The 18,923-nt window shown below is 45.7% G+C and carries 6 protein-coding genes; 5 read left to right on the forward strand and 1 reads right to left on the reverse strand.

Going from position 1 to position 18,923, the window contains the following annotated elements; translation table 11 throughout:
* Positions 1-28 precede the first annotated feature (28 nt).
* Positions 29-1,663 (forward strand): chaperonin GroEL, encoded by a 1,635-nt coding sequence (gene groL, locus NST04_RS27930; RefSeq protein ID WP_340756507.1) that lies wholly within the window; start codon positions 29-31, stop codon positions 1,661-1,663.
* A gap of 121 nt (positions 1,664-1,784) precedes the next feature.
* Here groL and NST04_RS27935 read toward each other — a convergent pair whose 3' ends face one another.
* Positions 1,785-2,762, reverse strand: coding sequence for a tRNA dihydrouridine synthase (locus NST04_RS27935; RefSeq protein WP_341187170.1), 978 nt, complete (start codon positions 2,760-2,762; stop codon positions 1,785-1,787).
* 269 nt (positions 2,763-3,031) lie between these two features.
* On the opposite strand from NST04_RS27935, the gene NST04_RS27940 reads away from it, so the two are divergent.
* Genes NST04_RS27940 through NST04_RS27955 form a run of 4 tightly spaced genes read left to right on the forward strand, consistent with a single transcriptional unit; the run spans position 3,032 to position 18,812 of the window.
* Positions 3,032-4,675, forward strand: a complete 1,644-nt coding sequence (locus NST04_RS27940) for a clostripain-related cysteine peptidase (protein WP_341187171.1) — start codon at positions 3,032-3,034, stop codon at positions 4,673-4,675.
* Between the two features lie 14 nt (positions 4,676-4,689).
* Complete coding sequence (locus NST04_RS27945; protein ID WP_341187172.1) at positions 4,690-11,508, forward strand: hypothetical protein; 6,819 nt, start codon at positions 4,690-4,692, stop codon at positions 11,506-11,508.
* 3 nt (positions 11,509-11,511) lie between these two features.
* On the forward strand, positions 11,512-17,202 hold the full coding sequence (locus tag NST04_RS27950; protein ID WP_341187173.1) for a dockerin type I domain-containing protein: 5,691 nt from the start codon (positions 11,512-11,514) through the stop codon (positions 17,200-17,202).
* Positions 17,199-18,812, forward strand: a complete 1,614-nt coding sequence (locus NST04_RS27955; protein WP_341187174.1) for an S-layer homology domain-containing protein — start codon at positions 17,199-17,201, stop codon at positions 18,810-18,812. The genes NST04_RS27950 and NST04_RS27955 overlap by 4 nt, the downstream gene beginning before the upstream one ends.
* The last annotated feature ends 111 nt before the right edge of the window (positions 18,813-18,923 follow it).

Genomic DNA, 18,923 nt, shown 5'->3' on the forward strand with positions numbered 1-18,923 from the left:
CAAATTATATTAGGAGGTTAACTATACAATGGCTAAAGAAATTAAGTTCAGTGAAGATGCTCGCCGTGCAATGCTGCGCGGGGTTGACGCTTTGGCAAATGCAGTAAAGGTTACACTGGGTCCAAAAGGCCGCAACGTGGTGCTGGAGAAGAAATTCGGCAGCCCGCTGATCACTAACGATGGTGTAACCATCGCCAAAGAAATCGAACTCGAAGATGCCTTCGAGAACATGGGCGCACAGCTCGTTAAAGAAGTAGCTACCAAGACTAATGATGTAGCAGGTGACGGTACTACAACTGCAACGGTTCTGGCTCAGGCTATGATCCGCGAAGGTCTGAAGAACGTAACTGCAGGCGCTAACCCGATGGTTATGCGTAAAGGGATCGACAAAGCAGTTAAGGCTGCTGTCGCTGAACTGCAGAATATCGCTAAGCCGATTGTGGATTCCCAAGCGATCGCACAAGTAGCTGCAATCTCCGCTGCTGACGAAGAAGTGGGCCAACTGATTGCTGAAGCTATGGAAAAAGTGGGCAAGGACGGCGTTATCACCGTTGAAGAATCCCGCGGATTCCTGACTGAGCTTGAAGTGGTTGAAGGTATGCAGTTCGACCGTGGATACATTTCCCCGTACATGATCACGGATACGGACAAGATGGAAGCCGTTCTGGAGAACCCGTACATCCTGATCACAGACAAGAAAATCAGCAGCACTCAAGAAATTCTTCCGCTCTTGGAGAAGATCGTTCAACAGGCACGTCCGCTGGTAATTATCGCTGAAGATATCGAAGGCGAAGCTCAGGCGATGCTGATCGTGAACAAACTGCGCGGAACCTTCAATGCTGTAGCGGTTAAGGCTCCTGGCTTCGGCGACCGCCGTGAAGCTATGCTGCAGGATATCGCTGCTCTGACAGGCGGCCAAGTGATCACTGAGAAGCTGGGTCTTGATCTCAAGAGCACTTCCATTGAGCAACTGGGTAATGCCCGTCAAGTGCGCGTAACCAAAGAAAACACTACAATCGTAGACGGAAGCGGCGACAAGGCAGACATCAATGCACGCGTTAGCCAAATCCGTTCCCAGCTGGAAGAAACGACTTCCGAGTTCGACAAAGAAAAACTGCAGGAGCGTCTGGCTAAATTGGCTGGCGGCGTAGCCGTTGTCAAAGTCGGTGCTGCTACTGAAACTGAACTGAAAGAGCGTAAGCTCCGCATCGAAGATGCCCTGAACGCAACCCGCGCTGCGGTTGAAGAAGGTATCGTATCCGGTGGGGGTACAGCTCTTGTGAACGTATATGCTGCTGTAGCTGCTGTTGTAGCTGAAGGCGACGAAAGAACTGGCGTTAACCTCGTGCTGCGCGCACTGGAAGAGCCTGTTCGTACGATCGCTGCTAACGCAGGCCAGGAAGGTTCCGTTATCGTGGACCGCCTGAAAAAAGAAGCCATCGGCATCGGCTACAACGCTGCTACCGATGAGTGGGTAAACATGTTCGAAGCAGGGATCGTTGACCCTGCCAAGGTAACCCGTTACGCGCTGCAGAACGCAGCTTCCGTAGCTGCTATGTTCCTGACTACCGAAGCGGTTATCGCTGACAAGCCAGAACCACCTAGTGCTGGCGGCGGAATGCCGGATATGGGCGGCATGGGCGGTATGGGCGGCATGATGTAATAAGGGTTACAAACCCTTATGCATCAAGGGTTTTCTGAGAAGGAAACCCCGTTTGACCACATGATGCAAAAATAAGAGACTTCCTATGAGTTCATTGAACTTGTGGGAAGTCTCTTTTTCTTCAATCTAATTCTTGATCTAGAAGAGGTTTTACTAAACGACGCACTTCGTCTGTTGAAGTGGTTTCCATTAATTGGTCTCGCAGTTCGTCTGCGCCTCTAAATCCACGAACATAGATTTTGAAATAGCGAAGAAGTGGTTTAAATGAACGTGGCAAGGTTTCTGTTGAATATTTATCATGAAGATCCAACTGTAAAAGAAGTAAATTGAGAAAATCCTTCGCGCTATGTTCTTTAGAGTCTTTCTCAAAAGCAAATGGATTAGTGAAAATGCCGCGGCCAATCATGATACCATCAACGCCGTATTGTTCAACTATTTTTAATCCTGTTGCGCGGTCCGGAATATCTCCATTAATGGTTAACAACGTATTTGGGGCAATTTCATCGCGCAATTTTTTTATTTCAGGAATTAGTTCCCAGTGTGCAGCTACTTTACTCTTCTCTTTTTTGGTACGAAGGTGAATGGAAAGATTCGCAATATCTTGTTTCAATATATGTCCTAACCAATCGCGCCACTCATCAATTTTAGAGTAACCTAATCTTGTTTTAACACTAACCGGCAATCCACCTGCTTTTGCTGCTTGAATAATTTCTGCTGCAACTTCAGGATGGCGTATTAATCCAGCCCCTTTTCCACTGGCTGCGGCGTTTTGTGCCGGGCATCCCATGTTTATATCGATACCACGAAAACCAAGTTTTTTCATATCAATACTCATCTGTTCAAAAAGTGCAGGTTTATTGCCCCAAATATGAGCGACAATCGGTTGCTCATCCGCTGTGAACATTAACCGGCCACCTACATTTTCTTTTCCAACAGGATGACAATAATTTTCTGCACTTGTGAATTCTGTGAAAAATACGTCAGGTTTTGCAGCTTCACTAATGACGTGACGAAATACAATATCTGTGACGTCTTCCATTGGAGCTAATATAAAAAACGGTTTCGGTAAATCCAGCCAAAAGTTTGGTTCGTTACTCATATTATCTTCTCCTGTTGCAACATATAAAAACGATATAATCTATAGCTAAGTCTTTTACCCATCCTACATAGACTAACACATTTTGTTAGGTGATGTGAATCAATTAGGCATCCTTAAAAGTCTGATCTCCTGGAGATCAGGCTCTTTTTGCTGTTGGCCAGAAGGGAGCGGCAAGCGCGAACTTAAAGATTTCTTTAACTTTCACACAGGGGTTAATCCGCCATGTAGAATTGTAGCTTAATAGGATTAATCAATTGAAGGGCCGGAACATGATGACAAAAATCAGAGGTTTTATCATTTTTTTAGTCTTTCTTCTTGCAACAACTCCATCATCAGCAGCGGCACAAAGCTCCAGCTATGCAGAAGCGCTTAACCACTTGGGATTGTTCAGTGGAACGGAGAATGGATATGAGCTGTCGCGGGTGCCTACCAGGGCAGAAGCCCTTGTAATGATGCTGCGTCTGTGGGGCAAGGAGAAGGAGGTCCTGAAAAGCACCTACAACAGTCCATTTACTGATACAGGGTGGGAAAGCCGCTACGTGTCGTATGCCTATACCAAGGGTGTTGTTAATGGAATAGATGAGTTTCGTTTTGGCGGTAACCGGCCCATCTCGCTTAACCAGTATTGTTCAATGGTTTTAAGGGTGCTCAGATATTCAGAAACAAAGGGCGACTTCACTTATGGAACTGCGGTTTCTTTCGCCTCAATAGTTCTAGGAATAGACCTTACCCAAGAACGCGGATTCAACCGGGGAACGCTTGCAAAAATAAGCAGTTATGTTCTAAACACAAGACCCAAAGACCAACTTGCAACGCTAGGTCAAACCCTTAGTACAGCAAATATTTTCACCACGCAAGCTTTAAACGAGGCGAGGTCACTTTGGGAGCAGGATAAAAAGTTGAATGGAACGACGATTTTAATCTATGCAGTGGGTTCTGACCTTGAATCACAGCAAGGCCGGTTAACCGATGACCTGGAAGAAATTTTGCGGGGTCAGCCCAACCAAAATACGAAAATCCTGCTGCAAACAGGCGGAACGCTCAACTATCACAACAAATATATGACCGATGGAGCAGCCGAACGCTTTGAAGTTAGTCTTGGACAACTGCAAAAGCACGAAAGCCACATCCAAACCGCCGCATCAGACCCTAAAACACTAAAGGATTTTCTTGTATGGGGCAAAACCGTTGCACCAAATGATCGTTACATTCTGATTCTATGGGACCATGGGTATGGAACAATGGGCGGATTTGGCGCAGACGAGCTAAATGAACGAAAAACGATGAAGGTCTCGGAGCTTTCCCAAGCAATCGATTCATCAGATATGTATTTCGACTTAATCGTCTTTGATGCATGCCTTATGGGCACCGTTGAAACTGCCTATGCACTTAGAAATCAGGGCAAATATCTCATAGCTTCTGAAGATTCAACGCCCGCAGCAGGCTTGTACTATACCACATGGATAGGTGCGCTAGAGCGAAACCCGCAGATCAGCACTGAAAGGATAGGGCGCTTAATTTTAGATTCCTTTACCCTTCATTCGGGGATGGAAGCTAAGATGCAAACCACCCTATCAATGATGAAGCTGTCTCAGGCGGAATCCCTGGTTAAGGCCATAGAACATACAGAATTTGATCTCTCCCTAACAGACCTTGCCAACCGCTCAGAGCTATTAGGCAAGAACGACGGGATATTCGATCAATATGATCTTATAGAGATTATGGGCCAATCCTCAGAAGTCACTGCTGCCGCCCAAGCACTTGCCTTCGAAGTAAGAAATTCAGCAGGCTATAACCATCGGGGCGGCGTAGCGGTATATGTCCCTAACAAAAAAATGGAACTCACACATCAAATGAAACAAGAGCTACAAGCCATTGGTCTTAGCTCAAAATACATAGAAACTATTTTCTAACGAGGAGGTATTTTATGAAGAAGATTATAAGTTTGATGCTGGTATTCTCGCTTTTACTATCAGTAGCACCTGTGTATGCGAATGTAGCAACAGAGTACACTTATGTGTTTGGTGTGAAAACAGGAGGCAACGAGGACGGCGGAACGGGTGATAATATTTATATGGGCGTAAGTACATATGAATCTGGAGCAAGCTCTGATCAAGCAGCAAATTTTGGCGGCGCTGCCGCTTGGTCTGATACACAACATACATTTAAATTGCAAAATACTCCACCGTGGAGAATGAACGAGCTCGTTTTTTGGCTGGTGGGCAGTGATGACTGGTACGGTGAGTCGGTGGTTCTGTGGCTTCCTCAAATTGGCGGAAACATAAATCCAACACAGACGAAGACCATTCCAATATACTCATGGACAAAAAATCAGGACAGACTGTATCGTGACATTTCGGATGTAACCAAAAGAAAATTCACAGATATGGGTGACGTTGATAAGCATGGAGGAGAGTTCTATCTGGATGCGAATTCGTCAGGCTCTGAACGTGCAGAGTGGGACAACTATGTCAGAGATCAATATGGCCACTATGACATTATGCAATATGAGGATGCTCCTGTTGTCAGCTATAGCGTTTCGGACGACGCTGTGGGCAGGGATTGGTTAACATTCCAGGAACCGACAAAAACAAAAACGTTTGAGCTCAATATTGACCGCAAGAAGCTTCACGATCAGATGGTTGCCAAGGACAAAGCAGAGATTTCGCTGACCTATAGAGTGGCGCTGCTTGCCCAGTCTACCAATGCTGAGAGCCTCGGGGGAACTTTTGCCCATACAAGTTCAGGAAATCCCGAGGTTAAAACCTATTTGACAACAAAGATAGGGCAAGCGGACTACTATTATAAAGATGTAACGTATACGTTCTATCGTAGCATTTATAACCTCGGCAACCCCGATATCACTCAAACGGTTACCTATTCACCGAGCCAGGACAATCTGTATCTCAACCGTAAATTCACAGATGTTAATATCACGGTTGAAGCGGTGTCCATTCATAAAAAAACTATGACGCAAGAAATTAAAACGGAGCTTATCACCAACCTCCAAGCCACGCCTGTGTTATATCTTGGAAACAGTACGGAAACACCGCTTACCAGCCTTACCATGACCAAACTGCAGGGCAATGACGGCAAACCAAACGGCAAGCTTCAGTTCACTGGACAAGTCCCGCTTGATGTTAGCGTAGTTGAAAGCGAGGGCGTAAGGCTTCAGCTTGACAACGTCTCTACCCATCTAACGAAAAAAGGTCAGGCGCAGGCCTATTATTTGGAGAATCCCACTCCAGAATCACCGTCATCACAAAGCTTTTATTTCTCAACTCACAAAGTGGACACCAAAACCCCAACGGTAAGAGTGACTGACCAAACTGGAAATGACCTGACGGGGGCAGATTCCATTCAAGGCAACATCAAAAAGCTGCATGAATTCTATATGGTGGCCAGCGAAACCCTCTATCCAGAAGGAAATGTCGCCCACAGCGAGTCGAATCAAAACTATTTTAATTATGAGCTGTACAAGAAAACCGGTGATTCCTATGAACCGGCCATGACCCGAATCACAAACTTTGACGGTACAGGAAACAGAGCAAGAGTTACCGCACCTATAAACACGCAGGTTATCAATGGCGTTAGCCTAAAGCTAAGTCCAATCGATCGGGCGGAAGGCGAATTCAAGCTTCGGCTGTATGGATGGGATCAAGCCGACAATCCGCTTGGCGGAGAGGCCGGATATGCAGAAATTGAGAATATCCTAATCGATAATCTGGCTCCGCGAGTGACCGTAACCGAGACGGTACATCCGCAAGATGCACAGCTCCGCAAAAGAAATGACTATAGCTTTGAAATGAATGATCTTGAGCAAAGCAATAACGGCTGGTCAAGAACTTATTATACCTTTATGAACGGGATTGCGGCACCGCCTGACACGCCAATCCATCAGATTAAACCTGCCTCCGCAGAAATTGCTTCAACTCAAGGCGCATGGGCATTCGTAGACTCAGAAGGTGATAGCACAACTGCCATTCTATCCATTCCAAAAGGGGACAACTTTGAGGGAACGCTCTATTATTTCACCGTAGACTCACTTGGAAACGATTCTAGAAACGAGCAAGCCTCCAGATACTATAAAAAGCCTGTGAGTATGTTCAATGGAAATGTTGCTGACACCCTCCATACGGAGGATTCCAGTCTGCCAAAGCCGTATTTTGACATTAGCTTTGACGTAAGCAATCCAAACCTTGAAACGAGTTACCGGTGGATTTCTGATCCTGGCAATGACAACAGCTTTACACAAAAATTTAAAGTGTACGAATCAAGCGATGATGTTGGTGCAGCTGAAAAAACGAATCTTAGCGGAACCAAAGTGCTGATGGACGGGAAATATATCCTTGAATATCGTGTGAAAAATAAACAGTCTGGTAATACTGCTGAATTTTCACAAGAATACACGTATGACGCCTATCCCCCGGAGATTAAATTTACCGTAGGAAGTCAGCACGATCATTTCAAATCATCCCATCAAATTAACGTGAAAGTGGCAGACCGCAGTGGAATTGCCAGTGCATATTACTATGTATCCAAGCCGGATTCAGAGATGAGAATTGAAGATATGCCCAACTATCCGCTGACACTGACACTTGGCAGTGACAACATAGCCCAGGTTAATCAAACCTTGACCCTGACAGGACTTCCATCAGGTGCGTACAGCATTGTGGTTGTGGCCAAAGACCCGCATGGCAGAGAAAGTAAAAAGGTGTCCCCCTACTTTGGGATGAGGTCAGAACCTGCGGTAATTGATACCTTAAACTTTGCGGGAGCAAAGATTGTAAACGGAATGGGTACAACCACGGATGGAACCTATAGTATCAATGCTGTGTTGAATGAGCCCCATGCAACATGGACTTCTGACAGCGCAACGAAATATCAGAACCCGGTATATTATGCAGCAACGGACGGCCTGCCAACAGATAACGGCGTTTTAGTTCCTGAGTTCACAGCGAGCAACAATTCCGGCGGTAATTATGCATTTACACTCGACACACCGGTTCCGCTTCAAGAAGGTGTCAACACTATCTATTTCCAGTTTGGACTTATCAATGCTCCTGCGGACGACAGACCGGAGTTTGTAACAGAAGCAAGACCGCTCACCATTCTGTATGATAGCCAGGCACCAACCTTTGAATTGCCGGACTATAGCACCATACAGCCAACCAACGCATCAGTGACAGCAACAATAATCGCAAGTGATGCGGGTACAGGGATTAGCAAACTGACCGTTGCACCCGAGGATGCTGACAAAATCACGGTTTCTCCCTATACAGACGGTGCATTCACAGTAACGGTAAGCGAAAATATAACCACAAATCTGATCTTGTCTGACGAGCTTGGCAATCGTGTTCTAGTTCCTATTTCCGTATCTAACATTGACCGGGCAGCTCCATCTGCGCTTGCTTCAAGTGACACCGTGACCAAAGGAGCAAGACAGGATGGTGTGGTTACAGTTGATGTCTCAGACAAGCATGACACAACCGTCTCCTTCGCACTTATTCAAGATCCGGCAGCAAACCCTATTCTAACCGAAGCGGACTATGCGCTGTTTCAATCAAGCCCATCCGTGGAAATGCAGAGCAGTCCGGTCGTCATTAATGGCGAAGGCAACAAACAAAAAACCTACACCATTGACTTGAAGGGGCTTAGCGGAAGCTATGCCATTGGGATCAAAGCCGCCGACACCGCAGGAAATGTGACTGAAAAAGTGTTCTTTGACGCAAAACTGGACCTGGTTGACGCAGGGGCAGCCATTGTAAGTGTCAGCGCAAACCCTAGAACTACAAAAACCACCGCAACGGTCAGCGTTTATTTTAACGTTCCAGTAACCGTAATGCCAAACGCACCAGTAGAGGGCGATGTTGTGGGTGATATGGCCAGGTCGAACCTTCTGTATACAGGACTTTTAACAACCTCCGCTAACTATGTAATGGACTATGAGGTTGTTATCCAAAACAATAATAAAATCAGCCTTTATATTCAGGACGAGGTTGGAAGAGACAGTGTTCTGGAATTCACACCTGAGGTTGAATTTGTTACAGGTTTTGATACTACAGGCTATGTAGAGAAAAATGGTCAAACGATTCAAAACGGCGGGTTCATATCCTTTAACCAGGGCGACAAGCTGTATTATATTGTAGTTCCGAATCCAAAGTATGCCGGACAATATTTCTTTGTTGAACATGCAGTGTTATCCGGGCTAGAACTAAATACCGAGCTAAGTGTTCTTGACCCTTCGTTTACAGAAGTTGAAGGAAGAACAGCTTATTCAAAGCTTGTGTTTGAAGTGCTAAGAGACGGTAAAACAACAAAATCAGCTTATTTCGAGGCCTATACGGCAGAAGGCATGGAAGCGGACCGGATGGAAGCGGAATATGTTGCCATTGCATCGGTTGACGAAACGGCACCAGCTGCAAAGGTGAACTATTCGACCACGGAGCCAACCAACCAAAATGTTACCGCAACACTTTCTGTATATGACCCGGAAAGCGGGATTCTAAAACTTGAACGTTCGTATGACGGCATAAGCTTTAGCCCCATTGACTCCGTTGTTTCGCATACCGAAACCTTTGAACAGAATGCGACGGTATATTTTAAAGTGACAAACAAAGCCGGAACAGCAACGGTACTGCCGGTCACAGTTTTAAACATTGATAAAACGCCTATCACGCAAGACACACACTACACCGTTGAATACAGCTATGAGAACTATCTTGGGAACTGGGTTCCAATCCAGGAAGGCAAAGCCTATAGAAGGGTTATGGCAACGCTCAAGTTTACCGGAGGCGGAAAAACGCTTTCGATGACAAACAACAACGCAGCCTTCTCAAGGACGCTAACGGAGGATAATAACAAATTCACATTTGAATTTAAGGATCTTTCGGGCAACACAGGTTCTCATACGGTTAGCTATAACCATTACGACAATACGATTGGCCAAACATCCTATGTGTTATCCAATACGGCCAAGACCAACAAAAATATTTTTGCAACGATCACTTTAACAGATGATTCAGGTGAAATAGCCTTTGCAGAGGTGAAGAAGGGTGATGTGGTCTATCCCTTCAAAGGGGAGCCGCTTGAGAATGAATATGTCGTTGAACTGGACAGCTCAGGAATTTATAATGTGACCGCCTATGACTATGCCGGAAACCGTTGGACGACTCCGATTACTGTCTCGAACATTAACAAAGTAGTGCCAACTGCAATTGCAAAAACGTACAGCACGCCTCCCACCACCATTACTGCACAAAGCGTGAATGTGGAGTTGACACAGTTCAGCAAGGAGTTCAAAACGATTACTGTCACTGGTGTAGAACCTGCCGGAAGCCTAACTGCCAACGATATCGTGCATATCCCCGGCACTAAAGCTGTCCGCTTTAGAAAAAATGGTACAGTGTCCATGTTCTTTGTTGACGACTATGGCAATGAAGGCCAGGAAGTGATTACCGTATCCAATATTGTGTCCACACCGCCGCAAATCAAAGCCACAGCCACATTAGCTGAAGATAAGCTGAGTGTGAATGTGACCTTTGACCAAATCCGTGACAGTGACGGCGTTCCACTGGACATTCTTAGAAAACTAACTGATCTTACCGTTTCTTATCGGGGATATGAACATGCACTTCTGACTGAAGTGAAGGATGAAGCCGGCGATGTTCTGTCCTATAAAGAGGCAATGATCAACGTTAAAACGAACGGGGAGCACGTCTTTCAAATTAGGGACCAAACAGGCATCACGCAAAAAATTCTGGTAACGGTTGAAGGAATTGAAGTGAGCGGCCCAAGGGTTAAAGAAGTCCGCTGGACATACAAATATCTCGAACAGAACCAAAGCGGCGAATGGGTGGAAAAGGATCATCAAAACAAGATTGTTGTTGGTGTGGACACCTCTGGAAAAGAAGAAGGATATGTGGTGGGCACCGACAAAAACCCGGCAACGAACCAGAATGTAAAGGTCACGGTAATTACGGATAAAGATGCTAAATTCGTGGGCGGAAACGATCCTTGGGAACAAGAGAAGTCAATGAATTATAGAGACAATGGACTTTACAATTTTAACCTTGAAGGAAGAACAGGGACCTATACCTCGTATGGTGTTGACATTGGTCTAATCGACAAAACACCCCCTGTGTTAAAACTTAAAAATGGGGAAGAGCTCATCTTCATCGAAGGCATGACGCCTAAAAAAGATGCCTCCATTGCCTATGACAAGTCCAAGCTTCTAGACTTCGAGGCATGGGATATGGTTGCGGGTAAGAAGGTAGACCTGACGAAGCGGGTCACCATAAGCTATGGAGCCGGCGGGCGGGTGTTTAACCCTGACAACATCTCGGCAAATGAATTTGTCCGCTCGAACCCGTACTATATCGACTATACGGTAAGAGATGATGCCGGGAATCAAACCACCGTTCGCCGGACCGTTCGCCTTGTGGGTCTTTATGACACCATAGCTCTTGTGAACGGCGTGATGCCAGACAGCTCCAATGCTGCGTCCGTTCTTGGAAACAAGGTTGAAATTTCTTTGAAGAATTTCTCCGGGATCTCGTATGCACGTTATGAAAAAGGTGTCTTAACCCAAGGTCAGATGAAAACAAAAGGAACGGTCCTGCGGGAGAAAAGCGGAGTGTATACCCTCGATAATGTTACAAGCGGTTGGTACACCGTATATATCCAAACGGATAAACGCGACTATTTCAACATTCATGTATATGTCTCAAATCAAGGAGGGAAATAGGCAATGACGTTCTATAGAACAATGAAACGCAGCATGGCTGCAGCTATTATTCTATCCATGCTTTTCACCTTTGCAAGTTTCCCTGTTCATGCTGACAGTAGTAATGCGGATTATTCCATTGCGAACGAATTTATGAAATATTCAATCAATTCAAAAACGGGTGGCTTCTCCATCGAAACCATTGACGGTCATCCGCAAAAAGCGTTTGATAACAACCTTCCGCTTCTGTATAAGGAAGATGCGGCCAGGAGCAACGGAACATCCTTCACAACCGTCCGTATCGACGGAAAGGATTTTATTTTCGGTCAGGAATACGGCTGGTTTGGAATTGATACCAAGCTTCATGAACCTGTCGTTTCAGAGCAAAACAGGCTTTTAACCATTGCATGGGACATTAAGGGCTATACCATCACCCAAAAGGTGTCCATTTCAATCGACCCTAACAATTCAAGGACGGGTAACATTGGTATCTCATATGATGTGAAAAATAACAATGCCACAGCCGGAACGGTGGGGATTCGGCTTCTTCTGGACAACGCGCTGGGTTCAGAGATTGACGCACCTTATGTGCTGGTTGACCCGTCGCAACCGACAATCGTTGAAACCGAATATAGCGGTGACAACCTTCCGCAGCAAATCAGATATGTTGATTCTCTGTCGGCCTCGAACAAGACGGCTTATGCCCTCTTGTCCGGCTGGAGCGGCAACAAGGATGTCAACGTTGATAAGGTGATTGTAGGACACTGGATTAATCTTGCAAACACCAGATATGAGTATACCCCAAACCCTAGTGTGGACTTTACTAATTATTCCAACCAATACTTAGTTCCTGACACTGCAACGGCTTATTATTGGAATGAAAAAGCCATTGAGCCGGGTCAAGTCAGAATTTCTGAAATGCTCTATGGGATCGGCAGCTTTGCTGAACAAACCCAAAAGGAGCATGTATCCATAGGGATCCAAACCGGAAATGTATACTTAGCTAACGATAAAAAAGAGTATGAAAACAATGGTGTTTTTAAAGCAAATGTAACCATCGACAATAGTGTCTCAGGAGCAAAGGAACTTATAGAACCCATTGTGAAGCTTAGCCTCGAAGAGGGGCTTGTGTTTGCAGCCACGAAGACACGGGAATACACGGTGAAGATTTCGGGCGGTCTTAACATTGGAACGGTATTTAATATTCCGGATGTTGACATTATTGCCGATACACAGTCCATGATCACATCAAAACGGCTGGTCGTTTCGCTAAACGCCACAGAAATTATTGATGCCAAGACCAATAAAGTGGTTGACTATAGTGCCAACACAAACATTTTGATTCCTGCAGTGGAAGGAAAGCTCCCGGAGGTTTCAATGAAGCATGTTTTCCCGGCGGCCGTTTATTATGAAGGCGACAAAAACCTTACCGTTTCTGGCGATATGAAGGTTTTGATGGAGGCCCTTTCGGGAAGTGACGGATGGAGTCTGTACCTTGTTGCATCCTCAAGCGGTGAGGCTACTCTGATTGACAAAAGAAAAATAAGCTTTATTGATGAAGGCCAAACGCTTGCGTTCTCAACGAATCAGACGTTGGCGGTTGGAAAGTATGACATTGAATTCAGATTTACAAATCAACAGCTGATCGACGCCTTCGGTACCAAAATTAAAGCAGCAGCTTCAGTGGACGTTACCGATAATTTAGCAGATAAAAGTGCAAGCTACGGCATTGTTTCGCTAGTCCGCTTCACAGACGCTGCGAACCACAGACAGTTATATGACTATATCAGTTTTACAAACGAAGATGTCATGAAGAAATTCATAGCCGGCGGCGTGAGCAAAGACGGTATTCTTCACAAAGGAATTGCCTTTAAAGAAGACGAAACAGAAATTCTGTTGACCCTTCGCGGAAAAATCAGACTTATGGATACGGGGACAGAAAAATATTACTCTGCCAGCCCGGCCGATGGCGACATTACCATCAACAGCATCTTGACCTATGACAGCACCGAAGCCCTGAAGATGACCGTTGACAGCAAGGGGGCCAAGCTGGAAGGCGATGGTACCGTCAAAGTGATCAACTCGATTAATATTTGGCATAATAAGTGGCATTTTGAAGCCAGCAATGGAACCAAATATACGCTGAACCGGGAGGCTGTTGCCGGGAAGAGGGCTCAAGCCTTTGAACTACAGCTCGGTGATGCCGGTTATATGCTGCAAAATATTGCAGGTTTTTTGATCAATATTAAATACGGTGTTATGACCCGGGACGACGATGATTTCGGAATTAGCTTTGGCGGAAGAATTTCAATGCCTTTAAAAGCTGCTGACTCATCCAAGGGTGAGGAGCATTATGATTATAAAGGCTCGCTCACAGCGGACGTTCAAGATGTTCTCTATGGAAGTAAAGACAGCGAGATTGGTTTTGTTGGCATTAACACAACACTGTCAGTAGCTCTGCCCAAAGATATATTAGGCCCGTTAGTAGGAAACGAAGCCGGTGTTAAAGCGGATATAACCATTAACACCATTGAAGATATTTATAGTATTGATGCCGGTGTATCTGTTACCATGCTCGAAGTAGAAGGGTCATTGGCTCTCAAAAAGGTTCCTATTAACTCCGTGCCCAAAATGATGCTGGACAAGCTCACCTTCTTTTTAGCGCCATCCACAATGAAGGTTCCTGTGGTTGCACCTTATGTATTTATCACAGGCCTTGGCGGAGGCATTTCGAACCTTGCAGACACCGTTGCCGGAGAACCGGCAGGCGAGCTTCCGCCCCTTACCATCCATCTTCAAACCAGGCTATTAATTAATGCCATTATTGTGGGTGACTTTAAGCTGGATGCGAAGCTATCCGGTCTTGCCATAGAAGGCAGCGGCCACTTGGAGAAAGACGAAGAGGGAAGGCTGCTTAATATTCAGGCGGGGATGAATGTTCAATGGATCTCGCCGTTTCAGCTTAATGCCTTCGGCAGCATCAGTATTCATGCCGGAGCCATTCGTGGCGGGATCACGATTAAAATTACGGAAGATTATTTCTATGGTTATGTGTACGCAGGGCTGTTCATTCCAGACTCCATCCCGCTGCTTGGGGGCAAGGAGATCGCAGGCGTTGAGGCAGCCGTCTCCTCTGACTTTGTGGGTGCAAACTTTAAGGTCATTGGGGTGAAGCTTGGCTTCATCTATTATTGGAACGGTGACCTAAGCTTTGGCGGGTCCATCGACCTCTCATCAAGAGGAGACGCCGTTCACTATGTCCACTCGGAGGCGCTGGACGAGAGCGGCAACCTTGTGCCTACCACTACGATCTATGGAACGAATATGAGAAGACTGAGTACGGAGGCCGTCGCTAAGACAAGGGCCGGGAATGGGGTTACCAAAGAGATTAACCCGGCAACCAAGGATGCACTTCTCTTTGAAATTCCACTTCGCGGTTTAATCCAGCCGTCTGCATCTGAAATCATTGTCACCAATCCAAATGGAAAAAGATTGACCATGATTGAAGACGACAACAAGGGCAACGGAAACTATCTTGTTCAATCTTTAGACGGCGCGAATTATTTGTACATTTCAGTCACTGATCCCTCTCTGATTGTTGGGGGCAACTGGTCCGTTTCAGTTTCAACACCTGATGTCTATATAGACGACTTTGCAGTTAACAGTGTTGACTATATGCCTGAGCTGACAGGAGTTAGTGCTTCTACTAACACAAATACAAGCCGTGATATTAATGTTTCCTGGACTACGGACAAGCAGGGCCAATATTCGGGTGCACTTAATGTCTATGTCACGAAGGACCCGTCCGTCATGAAAACCATCGAATCCTCTAACATTCAAGATACTTCGTCATTAATTAGTATTGGCAACCTGGAGTTAGATGAAATTGAATCAGGCACTCATGTATTCACGCTTCCTGAGTCCTTTCCTGAAGGGAAATATCATGTGGTGGCCATGCTTGTGAACCATCAAGGCGGAATGAGCAAGAAAATCACGGCTTCAACCTTCACTTTTACCAATCCATTGCTCCCGCAAAACCCGAAATCTGTGTCTGCGGTCTATAGCGGCGACGGCTATGTAAAGGTTGATATAACGGGAACCGATGATACTGCAACACATTATCTTGTGGCGATCCAAGACGAAGATGGGGCCGAGGTCGAGAATTCCTTTGGTCAATTTAAAGTGGGCAGTGACATCATCCTCAAACCATTAGAAAACCAAACCAACCGGCCTCTGTTACAGGAAGGCAAGACTTACTTTGTTAAAGTGCAGGCAGTTAGAATTGTGGAGTCTCCCCTTAACCAGGCGGAATATTATCGTTCAACCGAATTTGCCTCATCGCCAAGCTTTGTTATGCCTTCAACGGATAAGCCCAAGCTTGTAAGCGTTGAGACGAACATTGACAGATCGAAAGATCTCTATTACTTAAACACTAACCAATTCAAGGCGACGTACACCTTCGACAGACCTGTGAAAATGACCTTAAACCTTAACACCGAAGATAAAAACACACCTCAAGAATTTAAGAAGGTGTGGTCATTTGAAGAAAAGCTTGAAGACGGCCAGCAGCTGGTGGACTTTACAGCGGTTGCCGAAAACCATGACACCCTCCAAGGCAGCCGCTCATCAGGGGCCATTGGATTCACTGTTGATACCAAAGCGCCTGTGTTACTCCTTGATGAAGATGTTAAAACCAGCCTGGATAAGGAAAACGTTGATAACACCTTCAGCAATCAGGTTGTTTTTGTTGGTGCGGACTCCAGCTATAGCTTCCATGGCCTAACAGAGCCATCCGCAAGCTTAACGTTAGACGGCAGTTCAGACGGCATTGTTATCCGTCCTGACGGAACCTTCGTTGTCAACCGCAAGGCCTCAAGTGAGGAACCGAACCAAACTCTGATGCTTAAAGCGGTTGATGATGCTGGAAACGAAACGGTGGTTCCAGTGTATCTGGTGAATCGTGTTCTGTCAGAGTATGAGAGCATCAAACTAATCTCTGACCTGGAAAACTCCGAGGATCAGCCTGATTCGATTGAGCTGGGCATAGGCGGGACAACGGCACTTTCTGTGAAAGCACTCCGCACAGTTGACGGCACCGTTCTAAAGGCAGAAGACGTTGTGTGGGATGTTCTGTATAATCAGAACATCATCAGACTTTCACAAGACGGGACCCTTGAAGCATTAGCCCCAGGCGAAACGGCTATCAAGGTTAGTTATAGACTGTCTGCTTTTGAAGGCCAGAACGGGAAAACGGTCTATAAAGAACTGTCAGACGTTATCAAAATTCATGTAAAAGATTATGGTTACCGTTATGAGGTTCGTCAGACACAAGGGTTCTCGTTGTACACCATATATACTGAAATGAACATGGGCAAGGCAACGGTTGTGATTGGAGGCAACAAACAAACGCTGTTATATGACAATCTCAAGAAAGCCTATATCGGTGCTTCAAAGGAGCTTGTCACAGGCGAGCAATTAACAGCCAAGCTTGGTTTTGAACCAACGGTGAAATCTCCTGTTCTTCTGCGTGGAGATACCGATGGCAGCGGTGCGATTGATAAAGTCGACGTTTTGGCAACCTTGAACGCTATTTTGGACAATGTTTACAACGGTTTTAGTTCTGTAGAAAATTGGATGAGAGCTGATACAAACGGCGACGGCGTGGTTGACATTGTAGATGCGCAGCTCACCCTAATGGAGGCCCTTCAAAGATGATCAAATACTTAAAAGTCATTTTGTGCATCATGCTTCTAGGGGCTGTTCTACCATCCTATGCCTATGGCGCAAATGATGCGGCAGACCTTAGTTATCGTGTGGACATCACCGTAACGGACAGCTCGGGTGCCTTGAAATCATCCTTTAAAGTCGGAGAAAAAATACTTGTTAAGCTTAGTCTTGCCTATACGGGTGCCGGAAGGGCACCGGTATATGGCTTTCAGGGAAAGCTGCAGTTTGATTCTTATGTGCTGGAAAATACCGGTGTGAAGATGGAAAACGACATTTCAATGAAAGTTTCCGATGGTGCCATCAACTATGTCTATCTGGATATGACCGCCAAGGGAACAGAGGATTCCATCCTGAAAAATATCGGAACGGCTGTATTTCAAGCTAAAAACAGCGGCACGTTCAGCCTTTTTTCAAGCAGCTTCATTCTAACCAACAAAGATGCGACACACCGGTATATTGAACCGGTTGAAGCTGTGCAAATCCTTGTTGGCGATGGAGTAAAGGATGCCTCAAAATCTCTGTTATATGAAAATATTGTTGCTGCAAAAGCTTTGCTTGCTTCAGTGACGATTGCGGATAATCCCAAAACCATCTATTATCCGGATTATTGGTACCCAACCAAATCCGCGCAAACATTGAGAGCTGTGATTGCCGCGGCTGAGGCTATTTTTAATAACAAGGACGCGCTGGCTTCGGAAATCTCTGAGGCTATTGAAAAGCTTAGCACTGGCGTTTCTGACTTTGAGAACTCCAAAATTACCGGTCCGAAACGTTGGGCTGCCCAGGGGGGTGACGGCGCAGCCGATAAGGCTGCAGTGGATCTTTACTATTCCGTTAAAGCTTCAGTGAAAGGCGGAAACGGCAAAATTTCCGAGGGCTTTGAAGTTCAAACCATTCGCGCCACAACCTCTGCCACCATCCGAATGATTCCCGATGAAGGCTATGAAACCGAATATATCTTTGTCAACGGTGAGAAATGGATAGGCCACGACATTTACACTATTCCAGAGGTTAGCCGTGACACTATTGTGGTGGTTACCTTTGCGAAAAAAACGCCTTTTACAGATATAGCACATGACGACTGGTTCTATACTTCTGTAAGGTATGTTTACAACAAGGGACTGTTCACGGGAACCTCTGAGACGGAATTCTCACCCTCCGGAAAAATGAGCCGTGCCATGCTGGCCACTGTACTCTATCGCATGGAGAATAAACCGAAGGTTACATTTGTGAGTGTATTCTCTGATGTTCAAAGTGGCCGCTGGTATTCAGATCCGGTGATTTGGGCCCATCAAAAGAGTATTGTTAACGGGTATGATAAGGGGAAATTTGCTCCCAATGATGCGATCACCCGTGAGCAAATTGCGGTTATGCTGCATAGATACGCAAAGGTTAAAGGTGTTGGCCTTCAAGCTAAAGCTTCAAGCCTGAGCTTCAAAGATGCCAATCAAATTTCAGGCTATGCCAAAGAGTCCATTACTTGGGCTGTGTCCAAGGGCATCATGAAGGGCAACACTGATGTAACTATAAATCCTTCTGGTCTTGCTACCAGAGCGGAGGTTGCCACTATGCTCGAAAGGTTTAATGAGCTGAATTGAAATTTAAATGAATACCAGCCGCCCCAAAATATTTATTCATTAAATTAAAGACCGCGAAGCCTTGCTGCTGCGCGGTTTTTCTCTGTTTGTCCCCGGAAGTTTTCATTATTC

It is taken from the genome of Paenibacillus sp. FSL H7-0756 (assembly GCF_038006765.1).
Lineage (GTDB): Bacteria > Bacillota > Bacilli > Paenibacillales > Paenibacillaceae > Paenibacillus_AQ.

What these genes read in the sequence shown, in the direction of transcription:
- groL (WP_340756507.1), top strand. Translation starts at nt 29, where the DNA reads ATGGCTAAAGAAATTAAGTTCAGTGAAGATGCTCGCCGTGCAATGCTG.
- NST04_RS27935 (WP_341187170.1), bottom strand. Translation starts at nt 2,762, where the DNA reads ATGAGTAACGAACCAAACTTTTGGCTGGATTTACCGAAACCGTTTTTT.
- NST04_RS27940 (WP_341187171.1), top strand. Translation starts at nt 3,032, where the DNA reads ATGATGACAAAAATCAGAGGTTTTATCATTTTTTTAGTCTTTCTTCTT.
- NST04_RS27945 (WP_341187172.1), top strand. Translation starts at nt 4,690, where the DNA reads ATGAAGAAGATTATAAGTTTGATGCTGGTATTCTCGCTTTTACTATCA.
- NST04_RS27950 (WP_341187173.1), top strand. Translation starts at nt 11,512, where the DNA reads ATGACGTTCTATAGAACAATGAAACGCAGCATGGCTGCAGCTATTATT.
- NST04_RS27955 (WP_341187174.1), top strand. Translation starts at nt 17,199, where the DNA reads ATGATCAAATACTTAAAAGTCATTTTGTGCATCATGCTTCTAGGGGCT.